Source organism: Pseudomonas sp. NPDC078416 (genome assembly GCF_050268485.1).
Lineage (GTDB): Bacteria > Pseudomonadota > Gammaproteobacteria > Pseudomonadales > Pseudomonadaceae > Aquipseudomonas.
This window is the reverse complement of the sequence record NZ_JBNNGV010000006.1, coordinates 137,100-161,489: the sequence shown is the minus strand read 5'-3', so window position 1 is coordinate 161,489 and position 24,390 is coordinate 137,100. Positions and strand designations below refer to the sequence as shown.

The 24,390-nt window shown below is 61.8% G+C and carries 23 protein-coding genes and 1 pseudogene; 21 read left to right on the top strand and 3 right to left on the bottom strand.

The annotated features are described in order from the left end of the window. Positions 1 to 73: 73 nt before the first annotated feature. The 19 genes and pseudogenes from fliE (at position 74) to ACQKEN_RS09300 (ending at position 18,028) form a co-directional block, all read left to right on the top strand. Positions 74 to 403 (top strand): flagellar hook-basal body complex protein FliE, encoded by a 330-nt coding sequence (gene fliE / locus ACQKEN_RS09390; RefSeq protein ID WP_427685227.1) that lies wholly within the window; start codon positions 74 to 76, stop codon positions 401 to 403. A gap of 14 nt (positions 404 to 417) precedes the next feature. Next, positions 418 to 2,196, top strand: coding sequence for a flagellar basal-body MS-ring/collar protein FliF (gene fliF / locus ACQKEN_RS09385; protein WP_427685226.1), 1,779 nt, complete (start codon positions 418 to 420; stop codon positions 2,194 to 2,196). Continuing rightward, positions 2,189 to 3,205, top strand: a complete 1,017-nt coding sequence (fliG, locus tag ACQKEN_RS09380) for a flagellar motor switch protein FliG (protein ID WP_065987292.1) — start codon at positions 2,189 to 2,191, stop codon at positions 3,203 to 3,205. Before fliF ends, fliG begins: the two co-directional genes overlap by 8 nt. A 15-nt stretch (positions 3,206 to 3,220) precedes the next feature. Then, positions 3,221 to 4,036: a flagellar assembly protein FliH gene (gene fliH, locus ACQKEN_RS09375; RefSeq protein WP_427685225.1), complete on the top strand. Its 816-nt coding sequence runs from the start codon at positions 3,221 to 3,223 to the stop codon at positions 4,034 to 4,036. Beyond that, complete coding sequence (gene fliI, locus ACQKEN_RS09370; RefSeq protein ID WP_427685224.1) at positions 4,026 to 5,384, top strand: flagellar protein export ATPase FliI; 1,359 nt, start codon at positions 4,026 to 4,028, stop codon at positions 5,382 to 5,384. Before fliH ends, fliI begins: the two co-directional genes overlap by 11 nt. A gap of 6 nt (positions 5,385 to 5,390) precedes the next feature. Continuing rightward, the gene (gene fliJ / locus ACQKEN_RS09365; protein ID WP_427685223.1) at positions 5,391 to 5,840 is read left to right on the top strand and encodes a flagellar export protein FliJ; all 450 of its coding nucleotides are present in this window, start codon (positions 5,391 to 5,393) and stop codon (positions 5,838 to 5,840) included. A 982-nt stretch (positions 5,841 to 6,822) separates the two neighbouring features. Next, a complete protein-coding gene (locus ACQKEN_RS09360) occupies positions 6,823 to 7,125 on the top strand; it encodes an STAS domain-containing protein (protein WP_427685222.1) in 303 nt (100 codons plus the stop codon). Continuing rightward, positions 7,125 to 8,834 (top strand): ATP-binding SpoIIE family protein phosphatase, encoded by a 1,710-nt coding sequence (locus tag ACQKEN_RS09355; protein WP_427685221.1) that lies wholly within the window; start codon positions 7,125 to 7,127, stop codon positions 8,832 to 8,834. The genes ACQKEN_RS09360 and ACQKEN_RS09355 overlap by 1 nt, the downstream gene beginning before the upstream one ends. Before the next feature lie 29 nt (positions 8,835 to 8,863). Next, positions 8,864 to 9,247, top strand: coding sequence for an Hpt domain-containing protein (locus tag ACQKEN_RS09350; protein WP_427685220.1), 384 nt, complete (start codon positions 8,864 to 8,866; stop codon positions 9,245 to 9,247). A 114-nt stretch (positions 9,248 to 9,361) separates the two neighbouring features. Beyond that, positions 9,362 to 10,795 (top strand): flagellar hook-length control protein FliK, encoded by a 1,434-nt coding sequence (locus ACQKEN_RS09345; RefSeq protein WP_427685219.1) that lies wholly within the window; start codon positions 9,362 to 9,364, stop codon positions 10,793 to 10,795. Positions 10,796 to 11,140: 345 nt separating this feature from the next. Next, positions 11,141 to 11,647, top strand: a complete 507-nt coding sequence (gene fliL, locus ACQKEN_RS09340; protein WP_427685218.1) for a flagellar basal body-associated protein FliL — start codon at positions 11,141 to 11,143, stop codon at positions 11,645 to 11,647. Between the two features lie 9 nt (positions 11,648 to 11,656). Then, complete coding sequence (gene fliM / locus ACQKEN_RS09335) at positions 11,657 to 12,625, top strand: flagellar motor switch protein FliM (RefSeq protein WP_237251446.1); 969 nt, start codon at positions 11,657 to 11,659, stop codon at positions 12,623 to 12,625. 62 nt (positions 12,626 to 12,687) lie between these two features. Next, complete coding sequence (gene fliN, locus ACQKEN_RS09330; RefSeq protein ID WP_427685217.1) at positions 12,688 to 13,146, top strand: flagellar motor switch protein FliN; 459 nt, start codon at positions 12,688 to 12,690, stop codon at positions 13,144 to 13,146. Beyond that, positions 13,147 to 13,629 (top strand): annotated as a pseudogene (fliO, locus tag ACQKEN_RS09325) (flagellar biosynthetic protein FliO); the annotation flags it as partial. 119 nt (positions 13,630 to 13,748) lie between these two features. Continuing rightward, a complete protein-coding gene (fliP, locus tag ACQKEN_RS09320; protein WP_427685216.1) occupies positions 13,749 to 14,492 on the top strand; it encodes a flagellar type III secretion system pore protein FliP in 744 nt (247 codons plus the stop codon). Positions 14,493 to 14,517: 25 nt separating this feature from the next. Continuing rightward, positions 14,518 to 14,787: a flagellar biosynthesis protein FliQ gene (gene fliQ, locus ACQKEN_RS09315; protein WP_065987304.1), complete on the top strand. Its 270-nt coding sequence runs from the start codon at positions 14,518 to 14,520 to the stop codon at positions 14,785 to 14,787. A gap of 7 nt (positions 14,788 to 14,794) precedes the next feature. Then, positions 14,795 to 15,580: a flagellar biosynthetic protein FliR gene (gene fliR, locus ACQKEN_RS09310; protein WP_427685215.1), complete on the top strand. Its 786-nt coding sequence runs from the start codon at positions 14,795 to 14,797 to the stop codon at positions 15,578 to 15,580. Between the two features lies 1 nt (position 15,581). Continuing rightward, on the top strand, positions 15,582 to 16,721 hold the full coding sequence (flhB, locus tag ACQKEN_RS09305; protein ID WP_427685214.1) for a flagellar biosynthesis protein FlhB: 1,140 nt from the start codon (positions 15,582 to 15,584) through the stop codon (positions 16,719 to 16,721). 929 nt (positions 16,722 to 17,650) lie between these two features. Continuing rightward, positions 17,651 to 18,028 (top strand): response regulator, encoded by a 378-nt coding sequence (locus ACQKEN_RS09300; RefSeq protein WP_427685213.1) that lies wholly within the window; start codon positions 17,651 to 17,653, stop codon positions 18,026 to 18,028. Between the two features lie 60 nt (positions 18,029 to 18,088). Here ACQKEN_RS09300 and ACQKEN_RS09295 read toward each other — a convergent pair whose 3' ends face one another. Both ACQKEN_RS09295 and ACQKEN_RS09290 read right to left on the bottom strand, forming a co-directional pair. Further along, the gene (locus tag ACQKEN_RS09295) at positions 18,089 to 20,119 is read right to left on the bottom strand and encodes a response regulator (RefSeq protein ID WP_427685212.1); all 2,031 of its coding nucleotides are present in this window, start codon (positions 20,117 to 20,119) and stop codon (positions 18,089 to 18,091) included. After that, the gene (locus tag ACQKEN_RS09290; protein ID WP_427685211.1) at positions 20,116 to 21,600 is read right to left on the bottom strand and encodes an ATPase domain-containing protein; all 1,485 of its coding nucleotides are present in this window, start codon (positions 21,598 to 21,600) and stop codon (positions 20,116 to 20,118) included. The genes ACQKEN_RS09295 and ACQKEN_RS09290 overlap by 4 nt, the downstream gene beginning before the upstream one ends. 284 nt (positions 21,601 to 21,884) lie before the next feature. On the opposite strand from ACQKEN_RS09290, the gene ACQKEN_RS09285 reads away from it, so the two are divergent. Both ACQKEN_RS09285 and nudC read left to right on the top strand, forming a co-directional pair. Next, complete coding sequence (locus ACQKEN_RS09285) at positions 21,885 to 22,697, top strand: crotonase/enoyl-CoA hydratase family protein (protein ID WP_427685210.1); 813 nt, start codon at positions 21,885 to 21,887, stop codon at positions 22,695 to 22,697. Positions 22,698 to 22,785: 88 nt separating this feature from the next. Then, positions 22,786 to 23,646, top strand: coding sequence for an NAD(+) diphosphatase (gene nudC / locus ACQKEN_RS09280; protein WP_427685209.1), 861 nt, complete (start codon positions 22,786 to 22,788; stop codon positions 23,644 to 23,646). On the opposite strand, the gene ACQKEN_RS09275 is transcribed toward nudC, so the two are convergent. Further along, positions 23,608 to 24,381, bottom strand: coding sequence for a TSUP family transporter (locus ACQKEN_RS09275; RefSeq protein WP_427685208.1), 774 nt, complete (start codon positions 24,379 to 24,381; stop codon positions 23,608 to 23,610). The genes nudC and ACQKEN_RS09275 overlap by 39 nt on opposite strands. Positions 24,382 to 24,390 lie beyond the last annotated feature (9 nt).

Genomic DNA, 24,390 nt, shown 5'->3' with positions numbered 1-24,390 from the left:
CACCCTTGTTGCTAATGCTTAGGTAACCGCTGAATCCGTGTCAAAAATTTGCGGCCCTTTTGAGAGAAACGTCATGACCCAAGGTGTTGAATTTAATCGCTTGATGTTGGACATGCGCGCCATGCAAATGGACGCCATGGCTCAGCCCAAGGCCATCGCAGCGCCAGAACAGGCCGGTGCGAGCAGTTTCGCTGACATGCTCGGCATGGCGGTGAACAAGGTCAACGACACCCAGCAGGCGTCGAATCAGCTGTCGACCGCCTTCGAGATGGGCAAGAGCGGCGTGGACCTCACCGACGTGATGATCTCCTCGCAGAAAGCCAGCGTGTCGTTTCAGGCGCTGACCCAGGTACGCAACAAGCTGGTTCAGGCGTACCAAGACATCATGCAAATGCCGGTTTGAGGACTATTTAAGTCATGGCCGAAGCCGTCGTCGATAACGTACCCGCCAAAACGGGTGCGCCAGGAAGCAAGCCGCCGATGTTCGGCCTGGCGTTCCTGCAAAATCTCTCCGAGATGACCATGCTGCGTCAGGTCGGCCTTATGGTCGGTCTGGCTGCCAGCGTGGCGATTGGTTTCGCCGTCGTGCTTTGGTCGCAGCAGCCTGATTACAAGCCGCTCTATGGCAGCTTGTCGGGCGTCGACACCAAGCAGGTGATGGACACGTTGGCCCAGGCCGACATTCCCTACACCGTCGAGCCCAATTCCGGCGCGCTGCTGGTGAAGTCCGATGACCTGTCCCGCGCTCGCATCAAGCTGGCCGGTGCCGGTATCGCCCAGAGCGACGGCAACGTCGGTTTCGAAATCCTCGACAAGGATCAAGGCCTGGGCACCAGCCAGTTCATGGAGGCCACTCGTTATCGTCGTGGCCTGGAAGGCGAACTGGCGCGGACCATTTCCAGCCTCAATAACGTCAAGGGCGCCCGCGTTCACCTGGCGATTCCGAAGAGCTCGGTGTTCGTGCGTGACGATCGCAAGCCCAGCGCTTCCATCCTGGTCGAGCTGTATGCCGGTCGTTCGCTGGAGCCGGGTCAGGTGCTGGCGATCATGAACCTGGTCGCCACCAGCGTGCCGGAACTGAGCAAGTCGCAGATCTCCGTCGTCGACCAGAAAGGCAATCTGCTGTCCGATCAGGCCGAGAACTCCGAACTGTCCATGGCCGGCAAGCAATTCGACTACACCCGCCGCATGGAAAGCATGCTAACCCAGCGTGTGCAGAACATTCTGCAGCCGGTGCTGGGCAATGACCGCTACAAGGCAGAAGTGTCGGCGGACGTTGATTTCAGCGCCGTCGAGTCCACCGCCGAAAGCTTCAACCCGGACCAGCCTGCCTTGCGCAGCGAGCAGACGGTCAACGAACAACGCTCCAGCAGCAGCGGTTCAGGGGGCGTACCGGGTGCACTGAGCAACCAGCCGCCAGGCCCGGCGACCGCGCCGCAGAACGCCGCCGCCGGTGCTGCCGGAGCCGCGGGCGCCATCGCCCCGGGCCAGCCGCTGCTGGACGCCAACGGCCAACAGATCATGGACCCGGCCACCGGTCAGCCGATGCTGGCGCCGTACCCGGCCGACAAGCGTAACCAGTCGACCAAGAACTTCGAGCTCGACCGTTCCATCAGCCACACCAAGCAGCAGCAGGGCAAGGTCAATCGCCTGTCGGTAGCGGTGGTGGTCGATGATCAGGTCAAGGTCAACCCGGCCAATGGCGAAACAACGATGGTGCCGTGGACCGCCGATCAATTGGCGCGCTTCACCCGCCTGGTGCAGGACGCCGTCGGCTTCGATGCCAGCCGTGGCGACAGCGTCAGCGTGATCAACGTGCCGTTCTCTACCGAACGCGGCGAAGTGATTCCGGACATCGCGTTCTACTCGCAGCCCTGGTTCTGGGACATCGTCAAACAGGCCATGGGCGTGCTGTTCATCCTGGTACTGGTGTTCGGTGTACTGCGTCCGGTGCTCAAGGGCATCACCAATCCTCAGGGCAAGGCCGGCGACAGCGACTCCGAGCTGGGCGGCATGATCGGGATGGACGGTGAATTGGCAAATGACCGCGTCAGTCTGGGCGGTCCGCAAAGTATTCTGTTGCCGAGCCCTACCGAGGGCTATGACGCACAGCTCAACGCAATCAAGAGCCTTGTGGCCGAGGACCCGGCGCGTGTAGCCCAGGTCGTCAAAGAGTGGATCAACGCTGATGAGTGATAGAGCTGCTGCGCTTAAATTGACCCGTGTGGACAAGGCCGCGATTCTGCTGCTTACTCTGGGCGAAACCGACGCTGCGCAGGTCCTGCGCCACATGGGCCCGAAAGAGGTCCAGCGGGTGGGCGTGGCCATGGCGCAAATGCGCAATGTGCACCGCGAGCAGGTCGAGCAGGTGATGAGCGAGTTCGTCGACGTGGTCGGCGATCAGACCGGTGTCGGCATCGGCTCGGACGGCTACATCCGCAAGATGCTTACCCAGGCACTGGGCGAGGACAAGGCCAACGGCCTGATCGACCGGATCCTGCTGGGCGGCAATACCAGTGGTCTCGACAGCCTCAAGTGGATGGAACCCCGCGCGGTGGCCGACGTCATCCGTTTCGAGCACCCGCAGATTCAAGCCATCGTCGTCGCCTACCTGGACGCCGATCAGGCCGGTGAAGTGCTCAGCCATTTCGACCACAAGGTGCGCCTGGACATCATCCTGCGCGTGTCGTCGTTGAACACCGTGCAGCCGGCGGCGCTGAAAGAATTGAACCAGATCCTTGAGAAGCAGTTCTCGGGCAACGCCAACACGTCGCGTACTACCCTGGGTGGTATCAAGCGTGCGGCGGATATCATGAACTTCCTCGACAGCTCGATCGAAGGCCAGCTCATGGACTCGATCCGCGAAGTGGACGAGGACCTGTCGACGCAGATCGAAGACCTCATGTTTGTCTTCAACAACCTGTCCGACGTCGACGACCGTGGTATTCAGGCTTTGCTGCGCGAAGTCTCCTCCGATGTGCTGGTGCTGGCATTGAAGGGCTCCGACGACGCCATCAAGGAAAAGATTTTCAAGAACATGTCCAAACGTGCCGCCGAACTGCTGCGCGACGACCTGGAAGCCAAAGGCCCGGTTCGCGTCAGCGATGTGGAAGGCGCCCAGAAAGAAATTCTCACCATTGCCCGTCGTATGGCGGAGGCCGGGGAGATCGTTCTTGGCGGCAAAGGTGGCGAGGAAATGATTTAAGCGTAGGTGCCGTTGATGTCCAGCTCCGATAAAGCAGCACCCAGTGAGCTCATCCGCGCCCAGGATTTGCGCGGCATCGACGTCTGGGCCCTGCCCAGCTTCGACCCGCACGTGGAAATGCCCGAGCCGGAACCGGTGGTCGAGGAAGCCGAGCTCGCCGAAAGCGAAGAAGTGCCGCTGGAAGAAGTCCAGCCGATGACCCTGGAAGAGTTGGAGAGCATCCGTCAGGACGCCTACAACGAGGGGTTTGCCATCGGCGAAAAAGAGGGCTTTCACAGCACCCAGCTCAAGGTTCGTCAGGAAGCGGAAGCGGCCTTGGCGGCCAAGCTCGACAGCATGGAAATTCTGATGGGGCATCTGTTCGAACCCATCGCTGACCAGGACGCGCAGATCGAGAAATCGATGGTGTCACTGGTCGAGCATGTGGTCCGCCAGGTCATCCAGCGCGAGCTGAAAACCGACTCCAGCCAGATTGGCACGGTGCTGCGTGAAGCGTTGCGGCTGTTGCCGATGGGCGCGGCCAACGTGCGCATTCTGATCAATCCCCAGGACTTCGCGCTGGTCAAAGCCATGCGCGAGCGTCACGAGGAAACCTGGCGCATTCTCGAGGACGAGACGCTGCAGCCGGGCGGTTGCCGTGTCGAGAGCGAGCACAGTCGCATCGACGCCACGGTCGAGGCGCGGATCAGTCAGGCCCTCGGCAAAATGTTCGACCAGTTGCACGAGCAGGCTCTGCACCCGGCGCCGCCGGATGTAACCATCGAACTGGAAGAGGCGATCCAGAGCGCCGAGAAAACCACTTACCCGCTGGGTGCTGTCGATGCGCCTTGAACGCACCAGTTTCGCCAAACGCCTGAGCACGTACCCCGAGGCCATTTCCCTGCCTGCGCAGCCGATCGTCGAAGGACGGCTGCTGCGCATGGTCGGCCTGACCCTCGAAGCCGAGGGCTTACGCGCCGCCATGGGCAGCCGTTGCATGGTGATCAACGACGGCAGTCATCATCCGGTTGAGGTTGAGGCCGAAGTCATGGGCTTCTCCGGTGGCAAGGTATTCCTGATGCCGGTCGGCAGCGTCTCCGGCATTGCGCCGGGCGCCCGCGTCGTGCCGCTGCCGGACACCGGCCGTCTGCCCATGGGCATGACCATGCTCGGCCGCGTCCTCGACGGCGCCGGTCGTCCGCTCGACGGCAAGGGCGGCATGAAAGCCGAGGACTGGGTGCCGATGGACGGCCCGACCATCAACCCGCTCAACCGCAACCCCATCAGCCAGCCGCTGGACGTGGGCATTCGTTGCATCAACGGTTTGTTGACGGTCGGCCGCGGTCAGCGTCTGGGCCTGTTCGCCGGTACCGGCGTGGGCAAGAGCGTGCTGCTGGGGATGATGACCCGCTTTACTGAGGCCGACATCATCGTCGTCGGGCTGATCGGCGAACGGGGCCGCGAGGTTAAGGAGTTCATCGAGCACAGCCTGGGCGAGGAGGGCCTCAAGCGCTCGGTCGTCGTGGCCTCTCCGGCGGATGACGCGCCGTTGATGCGTCTGCGCGCAGCGATGTATTGCACGCGGATCGCCGAGTATTTTCGCGACAAGGGCAAGAACGTCCTGTTGCTGATGGATTCGCTCACGCGTTTCGCCCAGGCCCAGCGGGAAATCGCCCTGGCCATCGGCGAGCCGCCCGCCACCAAAGGTTATCCGCCGTCGGTGTTCGCCAAGCTGCCCAAGCTGGTCGAGCGCGCCGGTAACGCCGAGGCGGGCGGTGGCTCGATCACTGCGTTCTACACCGTATTGTCCGAAGGCGACGACCAGCAGGACCCGATCGCCGACTCGGCCCGGGGCGTGCTCGACGGCCATATCGTGCTGTCGCGGCGGCTGGCCGAAGAAGGCCATTACCCGGCCATCGACATCGAAGCGTCGATCAGCCGGGTGATGCCGTCCGTGGTCGATCCGCAGCACATGGTTCAGGCGCAGTATTTCAAGCAGTTGTGGTCGCGTTATCAGCAGAGCCGCGATTTGATCAGCGTTGGCGCCTATGTGGCCGGCGGCGATCGCGAGACTGACCTGGCGATTTCGCTGCAGCCTCAGTTGGTGAAGTATCTACGCCAGGGCTTGACGGAGAACGAGAGCATGCAGAGCAGTGAGGAGCAGTTGGCGAAGATTTTCAATCCTCAGGCCGGCGGTTAACCGGTCGTGGCACTCAGTCGCGCAGCCCGTCTGGCGCCGGTGGTCGAGATGGCCGAGAAGGTCGAGAAGGCCGCGGTGCAGCGCCTGGGGCATTTTCAGGGGCAGGTACGGCTGGCCGAGGCCAAGCTGGGTGAGCTGGACAAGTTTCGCTCTGATTATCAGCAGCAGTGGATCGACAAGGGCGCCCATGGGGTGTCGGGTCAGTGGCTGATGAATTATCAGCGCTTTCTCAATCAATTGGAGACGGCGGTGGCACAGCAGCGTCAGAGTCTGGCGTGGCATGAGAATAATCTGAACAAGGCGCGCGGCGAGTGGCAGAAGGCGTATGCGCGGGTGGAGGGGCTGCGTAAGTTGGTGCAGCGGTATATCGATGAGGCGCGTGCGCTGGAAGATAAACGCGAGCAGAAATTGCTGGATGAGTTGGTACAGAGATTGCCCAAGACGGAGCAGTTTTAGGAGCTTGAGATCAAGAGCATCTGCCTGGGGGCAGATTGTTTCGCCTTCGGCGAGTTACTTTAAAAAGCACTAAAAGTAACCAAAAGTGCCTGCTCCTGGTTTGGCCCTCCTGCGTCGGGTTCCCTCGCTCCGGTCTTGCTCCGTGGGCCCGCGCCGAACGGACATCCATGTCCTGACGGCGCTCTCGCCGCATCCATGCGGCTCGGCCAACTGCGCAAAACCTCCGCTCGGCCTGCACCCAAGTCGCGTTTTGTGGTGTTTGGGCTGGCGTGGGAGAAGATCAAAAGCAATGCAAAGCAAAGCAACGGTAGGGCTGAATGGTATTACGGTAGGGCTTAAGGTTATTGGTGAGTGATCGGGCTGGAAAAATACCCGGCGCTTCTGGGCTACCGCGTTGAAGATGGGTATGAGGTCTGTAGGAGCCGGCTTGCTGGCGAACGCGGTTGATCATTCACTGCTGTGGTGCCTGGCCGGACGCATTCGCCAGCAAGCCGGCTCCTACAGGGAAATTGCATCCGGTCATTGAGAATGTACGAAAGGCCACCGAAACACCGCGCGCACCCGTGGGACCGGCTTCAGCCGGGAAGCTTTTGATCTGCTTTTGATCCGCTTTTGATTTTCGTACACAGAAATCCCAAACACCGCCAATCGCGACTTGGGTGCAGGCTGAACGCAGACGACGCGGAGTGGGTCGAGCGGCATGGATGCCGCGAGAGCGCCGTCAGGACATGGATGTCCGTTCGGCGCGGGCCCACGGAGCGTCGTCGGAGTGAGGGAACCCGACGAAGTCGGGCCAAACCAGGAGCAAGCACCCTTGGTTACTTGGGGTGCTTTTCCAAGTAACTCGCCGAAGGCGAAACAGTCTGCCCCCAGGCAGACGCTCTTAGTCCTGAAAGCCAAGTAAAAGCTAACGATTTGCCACGCCTCACAAGGGCTGCTAAAACTCAAGCGTCTGGCGCTGTTTCATACAAGGAATTTGCCAATGTCAGTTACCTCCGAACGTTCCGCCGATGGCCAAGAACTGATCATCATCATCAAAGGACGCTTCGACTTTTCGACGCACCAGGATTTCCGCGGCGCCTACGAAAAAGAAACCCAGGCCAAACGCTACACGGTTGACCTGAGCGGCACGACCTACCTCGACAGTTCGGCGCTGGGTATGCTGCTCCTGCTGCGTGACCACGCCGGTGGCGAGAGAGCCGAAGTCCAACTGGTCAACTGCAACGCCGACGTCCACAAAATCCTCACCATCTCCAATTTTTCCAAACTCTTCAAAATCGCCTGATGATTTCGTCTGCCTCCGATCGCCTGACGGTCCTCATCGCCGATGACAACGTCAGCGACAGGATGCTCCTGTCCGCCATCGTCAGCCGCCAGGGCCATGACGTTCTGACCGCCAGCGACGGCGCCGAAGCCGTCGGGCTGTTCGAGCGTCGGCGGCCGCAACTGGTGCTGATGGACGCCATGATGCCGGTCATGGACGGTTTCGAAGCGGCGCGCCAGATCAAGACCCTCGCGGGTGACGCGCTGGTGCCGATCATCTTCCTGACGTCGCTGACCGAAGGCGAAGACCTCGCCCGTTGCCTCGACGCCGGGGGTGACGACTTCATTGCCAAGCCCTACAACCAAGTGGTGCTGGCCGCCAAGATCAACGCCATGAACCGCCTGCGCGTGTTGCAGGAAACCGTCCTGCACCAGCGCGACCTGATCACCCGCCACCATAAATACCTGCTCAACGAACAACGCGTGGCCAAGGCGGTGTTCGACCAGATCGCCCACTCCGGGTGCCTGAGTTCGCGCAACATCCGTTACCTGCAATCGCCCTACGCGCTGTTCAACGGCGACCTGCTGCTCGCCGCGTGGTCGCCGTCCGGCAACATGCACTTGCTGCTGGGGGATTTCACCGGCCATGGTTTGCCGGCAGCGGTGGGGGCGATGCCGCTGGCCGAAGTGTTCTACGGCATGACCGCCAAGGGTTACGGCTTGCCCGAAACCCTGCGGGAGATGAACGCCAAGCTCAAACGCATCCTGCCGGTCGACATGTTCTGCTGCGCCGCGCTGCTGTGCCTTAACTTCAAGCAGCAACTGGTCGAGGTCTGGAACGGCGGCCTGCCGGATGGGTACCTGCTGCACGGCGACGGCCGGGCGCATACGCCGCTGATCTCGTCGAACGTGCCCCTTGGTGTGTTGAGCGCCGGCAGCTTTGATGACAACACCCAAGTGTACCCGTTTGGCCCGGGGGATCGGGTCTTTCTGTTGTCCGACGGCGTTGTGGACAGCACCGGTCAGGACGGCGAACTGTTCGGCGCCCGGCGTTTGCAGAACGTGCTGGTGAGCAACCGCAACCCGGCGCTGCTGATCGAAGAAGTGCAATGGGCCCTGGCGCGGTTTCGCGGCCAGGCGCGAGACGACGTGAGCATGGTCGAAGTGGCATTCACCGAACCTGACGCGCTCGGCCCGCCTTCTGTCATCTACACCGACAGCGGCGATTCCAGCCCGCTGGATTGGTCCGCTTCGTTCGAGTACCGCGCGGCAACCCTCAAGCGCTTCAACCCGCTGCCGTATCTGTTGCAGCTGGTACAGGAGGTCCATGGCTTGCGCATGCAGAGCAGCGAGCTGTATATCGTGCTGTCGGAGCTGTACAGCAATGCGCTGGAACATGGCGTTCTCGGGCTCGACTCGGCGCTGAAACGCGACGCCGCAGGTTTTGGGCTTTACTATCAGCAACGCGCCGAACGCCTCGATCGTCTGGAAGACGGTTTTATCCGCATCGATTTCCAGATCGTTCCGGACGGCGAGGGCGGTCGCCTGACGGTGCGGGTGCAGGACAGCGGCGCGGGTTTCGATTCCGATCGCGTGCTGGCGCTGCCGCCGGCAGTCACCCAATTGTCCGGGCGCGGCCTTGCGCTGGTGCGGCAACTCAGCGACCGGTGTCAGTGGTCCGATGATGGCCGGACGGCCAGCGTGGAATTTGTCTGGGAGGGTCTGGCATAATCCGCGCGTCTTGATCAAGGAGTGAACAAGTGTCGAATAATCCTGTGGACTTCAACGTGCTCAGCACGCTGCGTGACGTAATGGAAGCTGAATACCCGGCGCTGCTGAAGGTGTTCATTTCCGATTCCGTCAACCGTGTCAACGACATGACCCTGTTGTTGCGTGACCCTTCCTTCACTGCCGCCTCGCTGCAACGCCTCGGCCTGATGGCCCACAGCTTCAAGGGCAGCACCGGCAATATGGGCGCCACCCACTTGTCCGAACTCTGCCTGCAACTGGAAGAACAGGGGCGCGGGTCAGTGGCGGCGGACGACGCCCTGATAAGGCTGCTGGTGTCCGAGATCAAGGAGGAATTCTGCGCCGTCAGGAAGGTTTTCGAAGACGAACTGCAGCTCTGCCATGCCAGCCACTGAGCCTGGCGTCCTCCCCGGTTTTCAACCTGAAGCACGCCTTTAATCCAGCCAGTCGGCGCAGTTGGCCCGCCATTTGCTTTGTCTCTCTGCAATTGTGCTCTTGCGGAGATTCACATGGCCCTCGCCAACAACCCATTACTGACCGCTTTGACAGCGGCCAAAGTCCAGAAAGCCGGGAATACCTCGCCGGCAAAGGCGCCGGACCCCGTCAAGCACAGCACTTCCAGCTTCTCTGACGTGTTCGCCAAGCAGGCGCCCGTCAAGTCCCACAGTGCGGATAACTCATCGGCAAAGGCGGCAAGCGCCAAGAGTTCGGTAGCGGACGACAAGCCCGCCGCCAGCCATACGTCTGCCGCTGACAACAAGACCGTTGCCGATAACGGCAATGGGTTGCCTGCCAAGCCGGTGAACGGCAAGGCCGACGATGAGGCAGGCGCGGGCAAAGGTAAGGATGACGGCAAGGATGACGCCTCCGACAGCGGGCAGGACCAGACGGTGGCAGATGCGCCTGTGGCCGATCCTGCGCTGGACCCGACCCTGGCCGTCACGCCGCCGGTTCAAGAGCCTGTGGCCGTCGCGCCTCCCGTTCAACCGGTGGTGGATCCGGCGCTCCTCGCCGCCGCGCTGCCAGTGATGCCGCCGCCTGCCGTGCAAGCGCCGACCGACGCAACCGATGTAACCGACGCTGCCGGCGACGGTTTCGATCCGTCCGCCGATCCGCTGGAAGGCTTGACCGCCGTGCAAGTCGCTCTGGAAAACAAGGCGCAGCAGACGGCCCGGAACAACGGTGTGCAGGGCGACGGAAAAGGCGGGGGCAAGCAAGACCCGAACGCCGATCCTTCGCAGCTGCTGGCCACTAACCTGGCGGCGCTGGGCGACCAACCCGTGGACAAGAGCACCACCGAAGGCGGCGGCGACAAAGCGTTCAGCGGCCTGCTGGCTGACGGCCTGAAAGACGTGAAGGGCGCCACCAGTGATACACGGGTGGACAACTTCGCCGACCGGCTGGCGGCGTTGTCCCAGGCCGCTCAGGTGAAAAACACCTCGGCGGCTCCGGCCACGCCACTGCTCAATCAGCCCTTGGCGATGAATCAGGGGGGATGGACCGAAGGTGTGGTCAACCGCGTGATGTACCTGTCGAGCCAGAACCTCAAGCAGGCGGACATCCAGCTGGAGCCTGCTGAACTGGGCCGTCTGGACATCCGCGTCAATATGGCGGCGGACCAGCAGACCCAGGTCACGTTCATGAGCGCCCACGTTGGCGTGCGTGAAGCGCTGGAAAGCCAGATGTCCCGGCTGCGTGATTCCTTCGTCCAGCAGGGCATGGGGCAGGTCAACGTCAACGTCTCCGACCAGTCCCAGGGCTGGCAGCAACAGGCTCAGCAGCAGTCGGGCGGCGACGGTCAGCGCAACGGCGGCGGCAGCCGTGTCAACGGTGCCGGTGGCAGCGACCTCATCGCCGACGGCGCCCCGGTGGACGCCGCTTCGGCCGCCGCCAGCGCGCCGCTGACCGTCGTGGGTTCCAGCGCAGTCGATTATTACGCCTGATCTAGCGGCAAGCCTACTTCTGCCGAAGGCGTAGGAGCGTGGCTGGTCCCGCGATCGGCTGCGCAGCAGTCGTGAAACCTGAATCCTTGATCCCGTCTGACACACCGCGTCAACCGGTTTACTGCCGCTGCGCACCAGATCGCGGGACAAGCCACGCTCCTACGCCCTTCGGGCAGAATCCAAAGCCAACATCGTGGTTTCGCCCTTCAGGCAGAATCCAAAGCCAACATCGTGGTTCCAACCGCCAGGCATAATCAGCCGACCCCTCGCGCCAACTCTGGCACAACCCTTGCTCTTCCTCTGTCACGCAACACCGAACCCCTTGGATAGTGACGGATTATTGGCATGGCGAAGAGTGACGACGCAGCAGTGGCGGACCCTGCGAAAAAGGGCAAGTTAAAGATCATCATCCTCATTGTGGTGGGGTTGCTGCTGGCCATTGGTGTGTCGGTAGGCGCGACCTGGTTCATCATGCACAAGGCCGAGAGCAAGCCCGATGCAGCCGCCATTGCAGAAGCGGCGAATGCCAAAAAAGAGGCGATCTTCGAACCGCTGACGCCGCCCTTCGTCGTCAACTACAACGTCAACGGCCGTCAGCGCTACATGCAGGTCAGCATCACTTTGCTGGCCCGCGACAAGGCCGACCTCGAAGCGTTGAAAGCGCACATGCCGGTCATCCGTAATAACCTGGTGATGATGTTCTCCGGTCAGCCATTCGATACCATCGCAACGCCGGTGGGCATGGAAATGCTGCGCCAGAAGGCTGCAGCCGTGGTCCAGGAAGTGGGCCAGAAAGAGCTGAGCAAGAGCGTGATCGAACAGGTACTTTTCACTAACTACGTACTGCAGTAGGACCACGACATGGCCGTGCAAGACCTGCTGTCCCAGGATGAGATCGACGCGCTGTTGCATGGCGTCGACGACGGTCTGGTACAGACCGATAGTGTTGCCGAGCCTGGCAGCGTAAAGAGTTATGACCTGACCAGTCAGGATCGCATCGTCCGCGGACGCATGCCGACCCTGGAAATGATCAACGAGCGTTTCGCCCGCTACACCCGCATCAGCATGTTCAACCTGCTGCGCCGCTCCGCCGACGTGGCCGTGGGGGGCGTGCAGGTGATGAAGTTCGGCGAATACGTGCACTCGCTGTACGTGCCGACCAGTCTCAACCTGGTCAAGATCAAGCCTCTGCGCGGCACCGCGCTGTTCATCCTCGACGCCAAGCTGGTGTTCAAGCTGGTGGACAACTTCTTTGGCGGCGACGGCCGTCACGCCAAGATCGAAGGGCGTGAATTCACCCCGACCGAACTGCGCGTGGTGCGCATCGTGCTGGATCAGGCCTTCATTGATTTGAAGGAAGCCTGGCAGGCGATCATGGAAGTCAACTTCGAGTACATCAACTCGGAAGTGAACCCGGCCATGGCCAACATCGTCGGCCCGAGCGAAGCCATCGTGGTCTCCACCTTCCATATCGAACTGGACGGCGGTGGCGGTGATCTTCACGTGACCATGCCGTATTCGATGATCGAGCCGGTGCGCGAAATGCTCGACGCCGGTTTCCAGTCGGATGTCGACGACCAGGACGAACGCTGGGTCAACGCCCTCAAGCAGGACGTGCTCGACGTGTCGGTGCCGTTGCGCGTCGCCGTCGCCACGCGTCAGCTCAAGCTGCGCGACATCCTGCACATGCAGCCGGGCGACGTGATCCCGGTCGAGCTGCCGGAACACCTGGTCATGCGCGCCAACGGCGTGCCGTCCTTCAAGGTCAAACTGGGTTCGCACAAGGGCAATCTGGCCCTGCAAGTCGTCGAACCCATAGAACGCCGCTGACCCTCCGTCTCCGGCAAAACGAATGTGCTGCGTAAACGAATCAATGTTCCCCGAGGACCACCATGGCTAATGACAACGATATGACTTCCGCAGACGACCAGGCTCTGGCCGACGAGTGGGCTGCTGCACTGGGTGAATCCGGGGACGGGCAAGCGGACATCGACGCGCTGCTGGCCGCCGATGCCGGCAACTCCGCCAACCGCATGTCGATGGAAGAGTTCGGCGGCGTGCCGAAAAGCAACGGCGCGGTCAGCCTGGACGGGCCGAACCTGGACGTGATCCTGGATATCCCGGTCTCGATTTCCATGGAAGTGGGCAGCACCGACATCAACATCCGCAACCTGCTGCAGCTCAACCAGGGCTCGGTAATCGAACTGGACCGTCTGGCCGGCGAGCCGCTGGACGTGCTGGTCAACGGCACCCTCATCGCCCATGGCGAAGTGGTGGTGGTCAACGAAAAGTTCGGCATCCGTCTGACCGACGTGATCAGCCCGAGCGAACGTATCAAGAAGCTGCGTTAAGTGCGCGGCGTGATCAGAACCCTGTCGAGCCTGCCGCTGCTGGCGTTGTCCTGGGCGGTGATGGCGGCCGATCCGGCGACGCCGGCCGCGCCTGCAGCAACGACGGCGACGACGGCTGCAGCGACGGCACCGGCCGTCGCCGCGCCGGTGGCCGGTTCGCTCAATGGCGGGATGGCCGGTCAGTTGCTGCAACTGGTGCTGGGGCTGCTGCTGGTGATCGGGCTGATCTTCGTGCTGGCCTGGCTGATGCGCCGGGTGCAGCGCGCAGGGCCGGCCGGCAATCAGGTGATCAAGCTGGTGGGCTCCCGCGCTCTGGGGACCCGCGATCGGCTGGTGCTGGTGCAGGTCGGCAACGAACAGGTGTTGCTTGGCGTCTCGCCGGGCAGCATCACCGCGCTGCACGTAATGAACGAGCCGGTCGAGGTTCCAGAGGCGCAAAACGCGCAGCCGGAATTCGCAAAACGCCTGCTTGAGGCGCTGGGCAACAAGGGCACGGCCGGGCCACGCACGGGCAAGAACGTGTTCGGTGGTGCAGGGAAAAATGCAGGTACGCCGGGCACGACGGGCGCGACACGTACTACGGATCAGAAGGACACGAACTGATGCGCATTGTTTTGACGCTGCTGCTGTTGCTTGCAGCGCCGCTGGCGTTCGGCGCCGATCCGTTGTCGATCCCGGCCATCACGCTGGGCACCGGCGCCAACGGCCAGCAGGAATATTCGGTCAGCCTGCAGATCCTGCTGATCATGACCGCGCTGAGCTTCATCCCGGCGTTCGTCATGCTGATGACCAGCTTCACGCGGATCATCATCGTCTTCTCGATCCTGCGTCAGGCCCTCGGCCTGCAACAGACGCCGTCCAACCAGATCCTCACCGGCATGGCGCTGTTCCTGACCATGTTCATCATGGCGCCGGTGTTCGACCGGGTGAACACTGACGCCTTGCAGCCCTACCTGGCGGAAAAACTTACCGCCCAGGACGCCGTGGCCAAGGCCGAAGTGCCGATCAAGGATTTCATGCTGGCGCAGACCCGCTCCAGCGACCTTGAGCTGTTCATGCGCCTGTCCAAGCGCACCGACATTCCGACGCCTGATGCGGCGCCGCTGACGATTCTGGTGCCGGCATTCGTGACCTCCGAATTGAAAACGGCGTTCCAGATCGGCTTCATGATTTTCATCCCGTTCCTGATCATCGACCTGGTGGTCGCGAGCATCCTGATGGCCATGGGCATGATGATGCTGTCGCCGCTGATCATTTCCCTGCCATTCAAAATCATGCTGTTCGTGCTGGTGGATGGCTGGGCGCTGATCATCGGCACCCTGGCCGGCAGTTTTGGTGGCGTATGAATTCGTCTGATGTGGAGTGCGCAGCATGACCCCGGAAGTAGCCGTCGACCTGTTTCGAGAAGCGCTGTGGCTGACCACGACCATGGTCGCCATTCTGGTGGTGCCGAGCCTGATCGTCGGCCTGATCGTCTCGATGTTCCAGGCCGCGACGCAGATCAACGAACAGACCTTGAGCTTCCTGCCACGCCTGCTGGTCATGCTGGTGACACTGATCGTGGTCGGCCCGTGGATGGTGCGCACCTTCATGGAGTACATCACCAACCTGTACACCAGCATTCCCCAAGTGATCGGCTGACCTCTCGATGGAACCTGTGCTGGCGTTGACCGACACCCAGATCAGCACCTGGGTGGCGGCGTTCATGCTGCCGCTGTTTCGCATCGGCGCGCTGCTGATGACCATGCCGATGATCGGAACCGCGCTGGTGCCCAAGCGCGTGCGGCTTTATCTGGCGCTGGCGATCACCGTCGTGGTTGCGCCAAGCCTGCCACCGATGCCCGCCGTAAGTGCCCTCGACCTCAGCGGCCTGCTGCTGATCGCGCAACAGATCATCATTGGCGCCGGGCTCGGACTGTCGCTGCAGCTGTTTTTCCAGACCTTCGTGATCGCCGGGCAGGTCATCGGGATTCAGATGGGCATGGGCTTCGCGTCCATGGTCGACCCGGTCAATGGCGTATCGATCGCGACGGTCGGGCAGTTCTTCACCATGCTCGTGACCCTGCTGTTCCTGGCCATGAACGCCCACCTGGTGGTGTTCGAAATCCTCATTGAAAGTTTCACCACCTTGCCGGTGGGGCAGGGCCTTGGTACCGCCGACCTCTGGTTGTTGGTGATGCGTCTGGGCTGGGTGCTCGGCGCGGCGCTGGTGCTGGTGCTGCCGGCCATCGCTGCGCTGCTGGTGGTGAACATCGCCATGGGCGTGATGACCCGGGCGGCGCCGCAGCTGAACATCTTCTCGATCGGTTTTCCGCTCACGCTGGTGCTGGGCATGGTGATTCTGTGGATCACCCTCGGCGACATTCTCAATCAATACCAACCGCTGGCGGTCGACGCCCTGCAGTTGCTCAGAGACCTGGTCAAGGCGCGCTGACATGGCCGAAAGCGAGAGTGGTCAGGACAAGACAGAAGACCCCACGGACAAACGCAAACGCGACGCCCGGGAGAAGGGCGAGATCGCCCGCTCCAAGGAGCTGAACACGGTTGTGGTGATGATTGTGGGGGCTGCGGGGCTGCTGGCGTTCGGCGGTTCCATGGCGGAAATGATGATGCAGTTGATGCGCGACAACTTCACCATCACCCGCGAGGCGATTCTCGACGAGCGCAGCATGGCGATCATGCTGATGGCCTCGGGCAAGGCGGCGTTGCTGTCGGTGCAGCCGATTCTGCTGGCGTTGACCGTGGCAGCGTTCGTCGGCCCCATTTCCCTCGGCGGCTGGCTGTTTGCCGCAGGCTCCCTGGCGCCCAAGTTCAGCCGCATGAACCCGGCCGCCGGCATCAAGCGAATGTTTTCGCCCAAGGCGTTGATCGAGCTGCTGAAGTCGCTGGCCAAGTTTTTGATTGTGCTGGTGGTGGCGCTGGTGGTGCTCATGAAGGACAAGGGCGATCTGATTTCCATCTCTAAGGAGCCGCTTGAGATGGCGGTGGTGCACAGTTTGCAACTGGTGGGTTGGAGCACGTTGTGGATGGCGCTGGGCCTGTTGATCATCGCGGCGATCGATGTGCCGGTGCAGTTGTGGGAGGCCCACAAAAAGCTGCTGATGACCAAGCAGGAGGTGCGCGATGAGCACAAGGACAGTGAGGGGCGGCCGGAGGTCAAGCAGCGGATTCGTCAGTTGCAGCGGGATATGTCGCAGCGGCGGATGATGGCGGCGATTCCCGAGGCGGATGTGATTATCACGAACCCGACGCATTATGCGGTGGCGTTGAAGTATGACGCGGAGCGGGGCGGGGCGCCGATTCTGTTGGCCAAAGGCAGTGATTTCATGGCGCTGAAGATTCGGGAGATCGCGGCGCAGCATGAGATTTTGTTGTTGCAGTCGCCGGCGCTGGCGCGGTCGATTTATTACAGCACGGAGTTGGATCAGGAGATTCCGGCGGGGTTGTATCTGGCGGTGGCGCAGGTGTTGGCGTATGTCTATCAGATTCGGCAGTATCGGGCGGGGCGTGGCAAGCGGCCCGATCCGCTGAGAGACAATCTGCCGATTCCGCCGGATTTGAGGCGTGATTCTTAAGTCTTCTAGATCGTCAAGATCAAGGGCGTCTGCCTGGGGGCAGACTGTTTCGCCTTCGGCGAGTTACTTGATAAAGCCCCAAGTAACCAAGGGCTTTTGCTCCTGGTTGGGCTCCTCCTTCGTCGGAGTACCCTCACTTCGGTCTCGCTCCGTGGGCCCGCGCCGAACGGACATCCATGTCCTGACGGCGCTCTCGCGGCATCCATGCCGCTCGGCCCACTGCGCGAGACCTGCGTTCAGCCTGCACCCAAGTCGCGTTTGGCGGTGTTTGAGCCTTTTGTGTATGAAGATCAAAAGCGCTGCGCAGATCAAGAGCTTCCCGGCTAAAGCCGGTCCCACGGAGTGCGCGTTGTTTCAACGATCTTCGATCGCTCATCGTCGTACCTGACAGAACGCATTTTTTCTGTAGGAGCCGGCTTGCTGGCGAACGCGGTGGGTCAGATATGAAGACGTAGGCTGACAACCTGCATTCGCCAGCAAGCCGGCTCCTACGGTGAAATCGCGTTCACCCAGTAGGATCGGCTTCAGCCGGGAAGCTTCCGGTTTTGCTGTTGCTGTTGATCTTCTACGCGGTAGTCCGAACATCACAAAACGCGACTTGGGTGCAGGCCGAACGCAGACGACGCGCAGTGGGCCGAGCGGCATGGATGCCGCGAGAGCGCCGTCAGGACATGGATGTCCGTTCGGCGCGGGCCCACGGAGCGTCGTCGGAGTGAGGGTACTCCGACGGAGGAGGAGCCCAACCAGGAGCACAAGCCCTTGGTTACTTGGGGCTTTATCAACTAACTCGCCGAAGGCGAAACAGGAGGCCGTTAGGCCGACCATTGCTCATCCCGCAGCCCTTCAATCAAATAACTCATCAACCTGCGCAACCTCCAGCGCGGGCCATGGTCGTAATGGCAGCTATCTATAAGATCAAAGGCGTTCAAATGAGCTCTGATGCAGAAAATGTCGTACTCATCGTCGAAGACGAGCCGCTCATTCTGATGCTGCTGTCCGATTACCTGTCGGGCGAAGGCTATCGGGTGTTGCAGGCGGAGAACGGGGAGCAGGCATTCGAAATTCTTGCCACCAAACCCCACCTCGATTTGATGATCACCGATTACCGCCTCCCCGGCGGGGTGTCTGGCGTGATGATCGCCGAGCCCGCCGTCAAGCTGCGACCGGAGCTCAAGGTTATCTTCATCAGTGGCTACCCGGCAGAGATCGTCGAGTCGGGCAGCCCGATCGCCCAGAAGGCTCCGATCCTGGCCAAGCCGTTCACCATGGAAACGCTGCACTCGCAGATCCAGACCCTGCTCAACTGACCCCTTCGGAAAACAACAAAGCCGGCAATCGCCGGCTTTTGTGTGAGCCGCTGTCTTGCGTCAGCCCTCGATCATCTCCCGCACCTTGGCCGTCAATTGGTCAAAGGCAAACGGCTTGGTGATCATCTGCATGCCTTCTTCAAGGAACCCCGAGCGGGCGCTGGCGTTTTCCGCGTAGCCGGTGATGAACAGCACTTTCAGATCCGAGCGCAGCTGCCGACCAATGTCAGCCAGCTGACGCCCATTCATGCCCGGCAGGCCGACGTCACTGATCATCAGGTCAATGCGCTGGCTCGATTCCAGAATCGGAATCGCCCCGACCGCATCGCCTGCTTCCACGTAGGCATACCCCAGCTCGCTCAACACCTGGCTGACCAGCGCGCGCACGGCCGGATCGTCCTCGACCAGCAGAATGGTTTCGCCTTCACGGGCCTGCGCCGTGTCGTTGGGGAGGGCGGGATCATCTTGCTGCGCCGCCCCGTGGTAACGCGGCAGGAACAGCTGCACCGTGGTGCCGTCGCCCACCTGGCTCTCGATCTCGACATGACCGTGGGATTGCTTGGTAAAGCCGTAGATCATCGACAGGCCAAGGCCGGTGCCCTGGCCAATCGGTTTGGTGGTGAAGAATGGATCGAACGCCCGGCTGATGACGTTTTCCGGCATCCCGCAGCCCGTATCGCGCACGCTGAGCACCACGTAATCACCCGGCAGGAGATTTTCGTAGGCGTTGGTGAAGTCGCGGTCGAGGCGGCGGTTGAAGGTTTCGATCATCAGCATGCCGCCGTCGGGCATGGCGTCGCGGGCGTTGAGCACCAGGTTGAGCAGGGCGCTTTCAAGCTGGTTGGGGTCGGCCTCGGCGGTCCAGAGTTCCGGGTCCAGGCACATGTCGAGACGGATGCTCTCGTTGACGCTGCGGTTCAGCAGTTCGCCCATGGAGTTGACCAGGTCGTTCATCAGGACCGGCTTGGGGTCCAGCGACTGGCGGCGCGAGAACGCCAGCAAGCGGTGGGTCAGGGCGGCGGCGCGGTTGGCCGAGGTGACGCCCAGGTCGATCAGGCCATCAAGGTCATCGGTGCGACCCCGCGCCAGACGGCGCCTTAGCAGTTCAAGGCTGCCGATGATACCGGTCAGCATGTTGTTGAAGTCGTGGGCGATACCGCCGGTGAGCTGGCCCACCGCTTCCATCTTCTGCGACTGCCGCAGGACTTCTTCGTTGTGGCGCAGCTGGGAGGTGCGTTCCTCGACCTGCTGCTCCAGGGTTTCGTTGAGCCGGCGCAGCTGCTGTTCGGCCAGCTTGCGCTCGGTGATGTCCGAGGTCACGCCGGACAGCAGGCTGACGCGGCCATTGCGCGCCCGGATCGCCCGGGCCCTGATATCCACCCAGTGCACCGAGCCGTCCGGCCAGACGTTGCGAAACTCGATGATGAAGTCGTCGCCGCTGTCCACCGTGTGCTGTAGCACGGACTGCATGCGCGGCTGATCTTCCGGGTGCACGGCGCTCAGCCACTCGTGATAGGAGAGTGGGTCGCGCTCGTCCCGACCAAAGTGCGCCTTGGTGATGGCCGAGCATTCCAGCGCCAGAAATTCGGTGTCCAGCTGCCAGGAGCCCAGCCGTCCCGCCTTGAGCGCGTGCTGCAGGCGCTGTTCGCTTTCCAGCAGTTCTTCCAGCCGGGTGCGGGCCTCGTATTGCCTTCTACGCCCGCGCACGGCGGTGCTCACCAGACTAATGAGCGTGGCAGGGTGAAACGGCCGCTCCAGAAACGTGACGTTGCCGAGCATCTTGCCAAGGTGCGCCGAGGGGTTCTGTTTCGGGCCGCCGTGGTGGGTCAGCAACACGATGGGGAAGTCCGACCAGGCCGCTTGATTGGCCAGCAGGCTGAGCAGCGGATTGATGTCCGCGCTGCGCAAGGCCTCATCGGCGATGATCGCCAGGCCGGCACCGGACATCAGCTCACTGCAGAGCTGCGCCAGGTCGTGGGTGATGATCGCCGGGTAGCCCGCTTCCTGCAGCATGGTCAGCGCAATCTGGCTGTCACGTCCAACAGGGGCCAGGATAATGGCCCGTTCCGATAACTGTCCCGGAGTGCTCACGCGTCGGTGTCCCGCAACAGGGGGTTTTTCTCACCGTGATATTGAGGGATGCCACGCAATACGCCCTGAAAGGCTTCCAGCGGTTCGCCGATGGTCATGCCGGACGAACTGATGCGGTATTCACGAATGGTTGATTCATGGGTGCCTGTGCGTTTTTTGATGACAGAAATGGCCCGACGGACCTGACCCATTGCCTCGAAGTAACGCAGCAGGATCACTGAGTCGGCGAGGTAGGTGATGTCCACCGGGGTCTGCATGTCGCCGACCAGACCGTGCTGGGCGACGGTCATGAACGTCGAGGCGCCATGACGATTGAGGTACAGCAACAGTTCGTGCACATGCAGCACCAGCGCGTTCTCTTCGGGCATCGCGGCCTGATAGCCGTTGAGGCTGTCGATCACCACGGTCTGGATGCCCAGTTCGTCGACACAGCGGCGAACGCGGTGGGCAAATTCACCCGGCGACAATTCAGTCGCGTCGACTTGCTCGATGAGCAGATTGCCGGTCGCTTCAAGTGCTCGAAGATCAATGCCCAGCTTGCTCATCCGCGTGTACAGCAGGCCGAGCTCTTCATCGAAGATAAACAGCGCCGCCTTTTCACCACGCTGCACCGCGGCCGCAGCGAACTTGAGCGCGATCAACGATTTGCCGGTGCCCGCAGGACCCAGAATCACAGTGCTGGATCCGCTGTCCAGTCCGCCACCCAGCAGGGCATCGACTTGCTTCATGCCGCTGCTCAGCTGTCGGCTGACATACCCGGCACGATGCTCGGCCGCGACCAGGCGCGGGAACACCTGAATGCCATCGTCCATGATGTTGAAGTCGTGATAACCACCGCGGTACTTCTGGCCGCGGTACTTCACCACGCGCAGGCGTCGGCGATCAGTGCCGTAGGCGGGTGTCAGACCCTCGAGACGGATCACGCCGTGGGCAACGCTGTGCACGGTTTTATCCAGGGATTCGGTGGTGAGGTCGTCAAGCAATACCACCGTCGTGTCGTAGCGCGCGAAATAGTGCTTGATCGCCAGGATCTGCCGGCGATAGCGCAACGAACTCTGCGCCAGCAGGCGGATTTCCGAGAGGCTGTCGATGATCACCCGCGAAGGTTTGACCTGCTCGACGATTTCGAAAATCTGCTTGGTCGCCTCGCCCAGTTCAAGGTCCGAGGAGTACAGCAAACTCTGCTGATGGGCAGCGTTCAACAAATCTTCAGGGGGTGTCAGTTCGAACACCGAGATGTTCTCGTCCAGCTCCCAGCCGTGGGAGCGTGCGCCGTCGCGCAATTCGCGTTCGGTTTCAGACAGCGTGATATACAGACCACGTTCGCCCGCCGCTGCGCCTGCCAGCAGAAACTGCAGCGCGACGGTGGTTTTGCCGGTGCCGGGCTCTCCTTCGAGGAGAAACACGTGACTGCGCGAAAGGCCACCCGCAAGGATGTCGTCCAGGCCCACGATACCGGTTGCCGCTTTTGATGTAGTCAAGAATCGCCCTCTTGCGACCTGAGAAAGGGTCGGGCGCCGAAACGGGTTCGACTGCCCAGGCAGTCATGGTCGGGAGTGTCCGATCCCATGCAGCCATCACTCTGGACCGTTACCGGCTGAGACCGTTCAGTTTATTGCTGGCCGACCGATGGCAAATGTGGCGGCCCCGGCGGGTTCACTGTCCGGCAAATGGCGCAACCGTGGCCTGCGGGCGCCCATACTGACTTGCTATGATCCGCGGTCAAGAAATAAACCTCGTCTGGCCTCTACAAGGATCTAAAGCCGTGTCTGACTACAGTGCGTTCAAGGTCGAGATGGCCGACCACATTGCCCACGTGCAGATCAATCGCCCGGAAAAAATCAACGCCATGAACGCTGCGTTCTGGCAGGAAATCATCGAGATTTTCCGCTGGGTCGAGGACACTGACGACGTGCGCGTGGTGGTGCTCAGTGGCGCAGGCAAACACTTCTCTTCCGGCATCGACCTGACCCTGCTCGCGTCGGTGGCCAGCGAGCTGGGCAAGGACGTGGGCCGCAACGCCCGCCTCTTGAGGCGCAAGATACTGCACATGCAGGAATCCTTCAGCGTGGTCGACCGTTGCAGTAAACCCGTGCTCGCCGCTGTTCAGGGCTATTGCATCGGCGGCGCCATCGACCTGATCAGCGCCTGCGACATGCGCTACGCGGCGGACGATGCACTGTTTTCCATTCGCGAAATCGACATGGGCATGGCGGCGGATGTCGGCACTTTGCAGCGCCTGCCGCGATTGATCGGCGACGGCATGATGCGCGAAATGGCCTACACCGGCCGCAACGTCGGCGCCGAAGAAGCGCTGCGCATCGGCCTGGTCAATCGCACGTTTGCCGACCTGCCGCAGTTGCTCGAAGGCGTGTTCGCCATCGCCCGGGACATCGCGGGCAAATCCCCCATCGCCATCAGCGGCAGCAAGCGCATGATTAGCTACATGCGCGATCACAGCGTGGACGACGGCCTCGAATACGTTGCCACCTGGAACGCTGCCATGTTGCAATCGGCCGACCTGAAGCTGGCGATGATGGCTCACATGAGCAAACAGAAGCCGGTTTTCGACAATTGACTGACCTAATTGAATGCGTCGCCACCTGCCGCTTTTGAGCCTCTCTGGAGCTGCAGAAGGGAAGGTCGGTGATCAGAGGAGTTGAGGCATGACGCGCCCGAAGCGTTGGACCACCGCCGTGCTTGATGTTCAGGGGCCCGGCGGTTGGGCTGTGGTTCAGAGTGACCAGGGCTTTCTGAAAGACAGCAACGGCGTGCTGTTCCCGCGTGAATGGCTGAAGCGGCAGGAGCTGTCGTTGATGCATGAGCACGGCATTGGCCACTTCGATGGCGAGCCGGTGTACGTGCAGACACTTCGACATTCGCCGGAGTCGGCGTTGGATTTAGAGGGTGCGCAATGGCAGACCCTGCGCCAGTTCATGCTCGCCGATGACGCCGATGTGTTCCAGATGCTCGGCTACGCGGCGCAGATCAGCACATGGGCCCGCGAACACGGTTTTTGTGGCAGTTGCGGTCAGCCGGCGCAGCAAGTGCCGGGGGAGCGGGCGATGTATTGTCCGCACTGCGATCTGCGCGCCTATCCGCGGATCTCGCCGAGCATGATCGTGCTGATCACCCGAGGCGATGAGGTGCTGCTTGCGCGCTCGCCGCGTTTTGTGACCGGGGTCTACAGCACGCTGGCCGGGTTCGCCGAGCCGGGTGAGTCGGCCGAGGACTGTGTCCGGCGGGAGGTGATGGAAGAGGTACAGGTGACGGTCAAGAACATCCAGTACATGGGCAGCCAGTGCTGGCCGTTTCCGCACTCGATGATGCTGGGCTTTCACGCTGAATACGACAGTGGCGACATCGTGCCCCAGGCAGACGAAATCGAAGACGCTCAGTGGTTCAGCATCCATGACCTGCCGCCGTTGCCGGCCAGTCGCTCGATTGCGCGCTACCTGATCGATCTGTATCTGGCCCGGCGCTCAGGCTCAGTTGAACCAGTGCTGCCAGGCCAGGCGGACGGTTAAGCCCAACACCACGGTGATGAACACAGGGCGGATGAACTTGGCGCCGCCCTTGATCGCTGTTTTAGCGCCCATAAAGGCGCCGGCCATCACCGCCACACCCATCGTCAACCCGATGACCCAGTCCACCGAGCCGTTGATGGCGAAGATCATCAATGCGGCGGCGTTGCTGACGAAGTTCATGCTGCGGGCGACGCCGCTGGCCTTCACCAGATCGACTGGGTACATCAACAGCGTGCTGACCGTCCAGAACGCCCCGGTGCCGGGACCGGCCACGCCGTCGTAAAAGCCCAGCCCGAGGCCCTGGGGCAGCTGCCATTTGGTCTTGATCGGCGCGTTGCTGTCCAGCGGCGCCTTGGGCGTGCCGCCGAACAGCAGGTACAGCCCGCAGCCGAACACGATCACCGGGAGCATCTGGTTCAGCAGTTCAGCCGGCAGATAATGCGCGACCACGGCGCCGATCAGCGCACCCACCGCCGTCCCGATCAGGCCGCGTTTCCACTGAGCGGGGTGAAACAGCTTGCGGCGGTAAAAGGTGTAGCTGGCGGTGGCCGAACCGAAGGTCGAGCTGAGCTTGTTGGTGCCCAGCACCAGGTGCGGCGGCAGGCCCGCGGTGAGCAGGGCAGGCGTGGTCAACAGACCGCCGCCGCCGGCAATCGCATCGATGAAACCGGCGACAAAGGCAACGACGGCGAGCACCAGCAGGGTGGTGGGTTCAACGGTGAGTTCGAACGGCATGGGAAGGCG

What these genes read in the sequence shown, in the direction of transcription:
- fliE (WP_427685227.1), top strand. Translation starts at nt 74, where the DNA reads ATGACCCAAGGTGTTGAATTTAATCGCTTGATGTTGGACATGCGCGCC.
- fliF (WP_427685226.1), top strand. Translation starts at nt 418, where the DNA reads ATGGCCGAAGCCGTCGTCGATAACGTACCCGCCAAAACGGGTGCGCCA.
- fliG (WP_065987292.1), top strand. Translation starts at nt 2,189, where the DNA reads ATGAGTGATAGAGCTGCTGCGCTTAAATTGACCCGTGTGGACAAGGCC.
- fliH (WP_427685225.1), top strand. Translation starts at nt 3,221, where the DNA reads ATGTCCAGCTCCGATAAAGCAGCACCCAGTGAGCTCATCCGCGCCCAG.
- fliI (WP_427685224.1), top strand. Translation starts at nt 4,026, where the DNA reads ATGCGCCTTGAACGCACCAGTTTCGCCAAACGCCTGAGCACGTACCCC.
- ACQKEN_RS09360 (WP_427685222.1), top strand. Translation starts at nt 6,823, where the DNA reads ATGTCAGTTACCTCCGAACGTTCCGCCGATGGCCAAGAACTGATCATC.
- ACQKEN_RS09355 (WP_427685221.1), top strand. Translation starts at nt 7,125, where the DNA reads ATGATTTCGTCTGCCTCCGATCGCCTGACGGTCCTCATCGCCGATGAC.
- ACQKEN_RS09345 (WP_427685219.1), top strand. Translation starts at nt 9,362, where the DNA reads ATGGCCCTCGCCAACAACCCATTACTGACCGCTTTGACAGCGGCCAAA.
- fliL (WP_427685218.1), top strand. Translation starts at nt 11,141, where the DNA reads ATGGCGAAGAGTGACGACGCAGCAGTGGCGGACCCTGCGAAAAAGGGC.
- fliM (WP_237251446.1), top strand. Translation starts at nt 11,657, where the DNA reads ATGGCCGTGCAAGACCTGCTGTCCCAGGATGAGATCGACGCGCTGTTG.
- fliN (WP_427685217.1), top strand. Translation starts at nt 12,688, where the DNA reads ATGGCTAATGACAACGATATGACTTCCGCAGACGACCAGGCTCTGGCC.
- fliP (WP_427685216.1), top strand. Translation starts at nt 13,749, where the DNA reads ATGCGCATTGTTTTGACGCTGCTGCTGTTGCTTGCAGCGCCGCTGGCG.
- fliQ (WP_065987304.1), top strand. Translation starts at nt 14,518, where the DNA reads ATGACCCCGGAAGTAGCCGTCGACCTGTTTCGAGAAGCGCTGTGGCTG.
- fliR (WP_427685215.1), top strand. Translation starts at nt 14,795, where the DNA reads ATGGAACCTGTGCTGGCGTTGACCGACACCCAGATCAGCACCTGGGTG.
- flhB (WP_427685214.1), top strand. Translation starts at nt 15,582, where the DNA reads ATGGCCGAAAGCGAGAGTGGTCAGGACAAGACAGAAGACCCCACGGAC.
- ACQKEN_RS09300 (WP_427685213.1), top strand. Translation starts at nt 17,651, where the DNA reads ATGAGCTCTGATGCAGAAAATGTCGTACTCATCGTCGAAGACGAGCCG.
- nudC (WP_427685209.1), top strand. Translation starts at nt 22,786, where the DNA reads ATGACGCGCCCGAAGCGTTGGACCACCGCCGTGCTTGATGTTCAGGGG.
- ACQKEN_RS09275 (WP_427685208.1), bottom strand. Translation starts at nt 24,381, where the DNA reads ATGCCGTTCGAACTCACCGTTGAACCCACCACCCTGCTGGTGCTCGCC.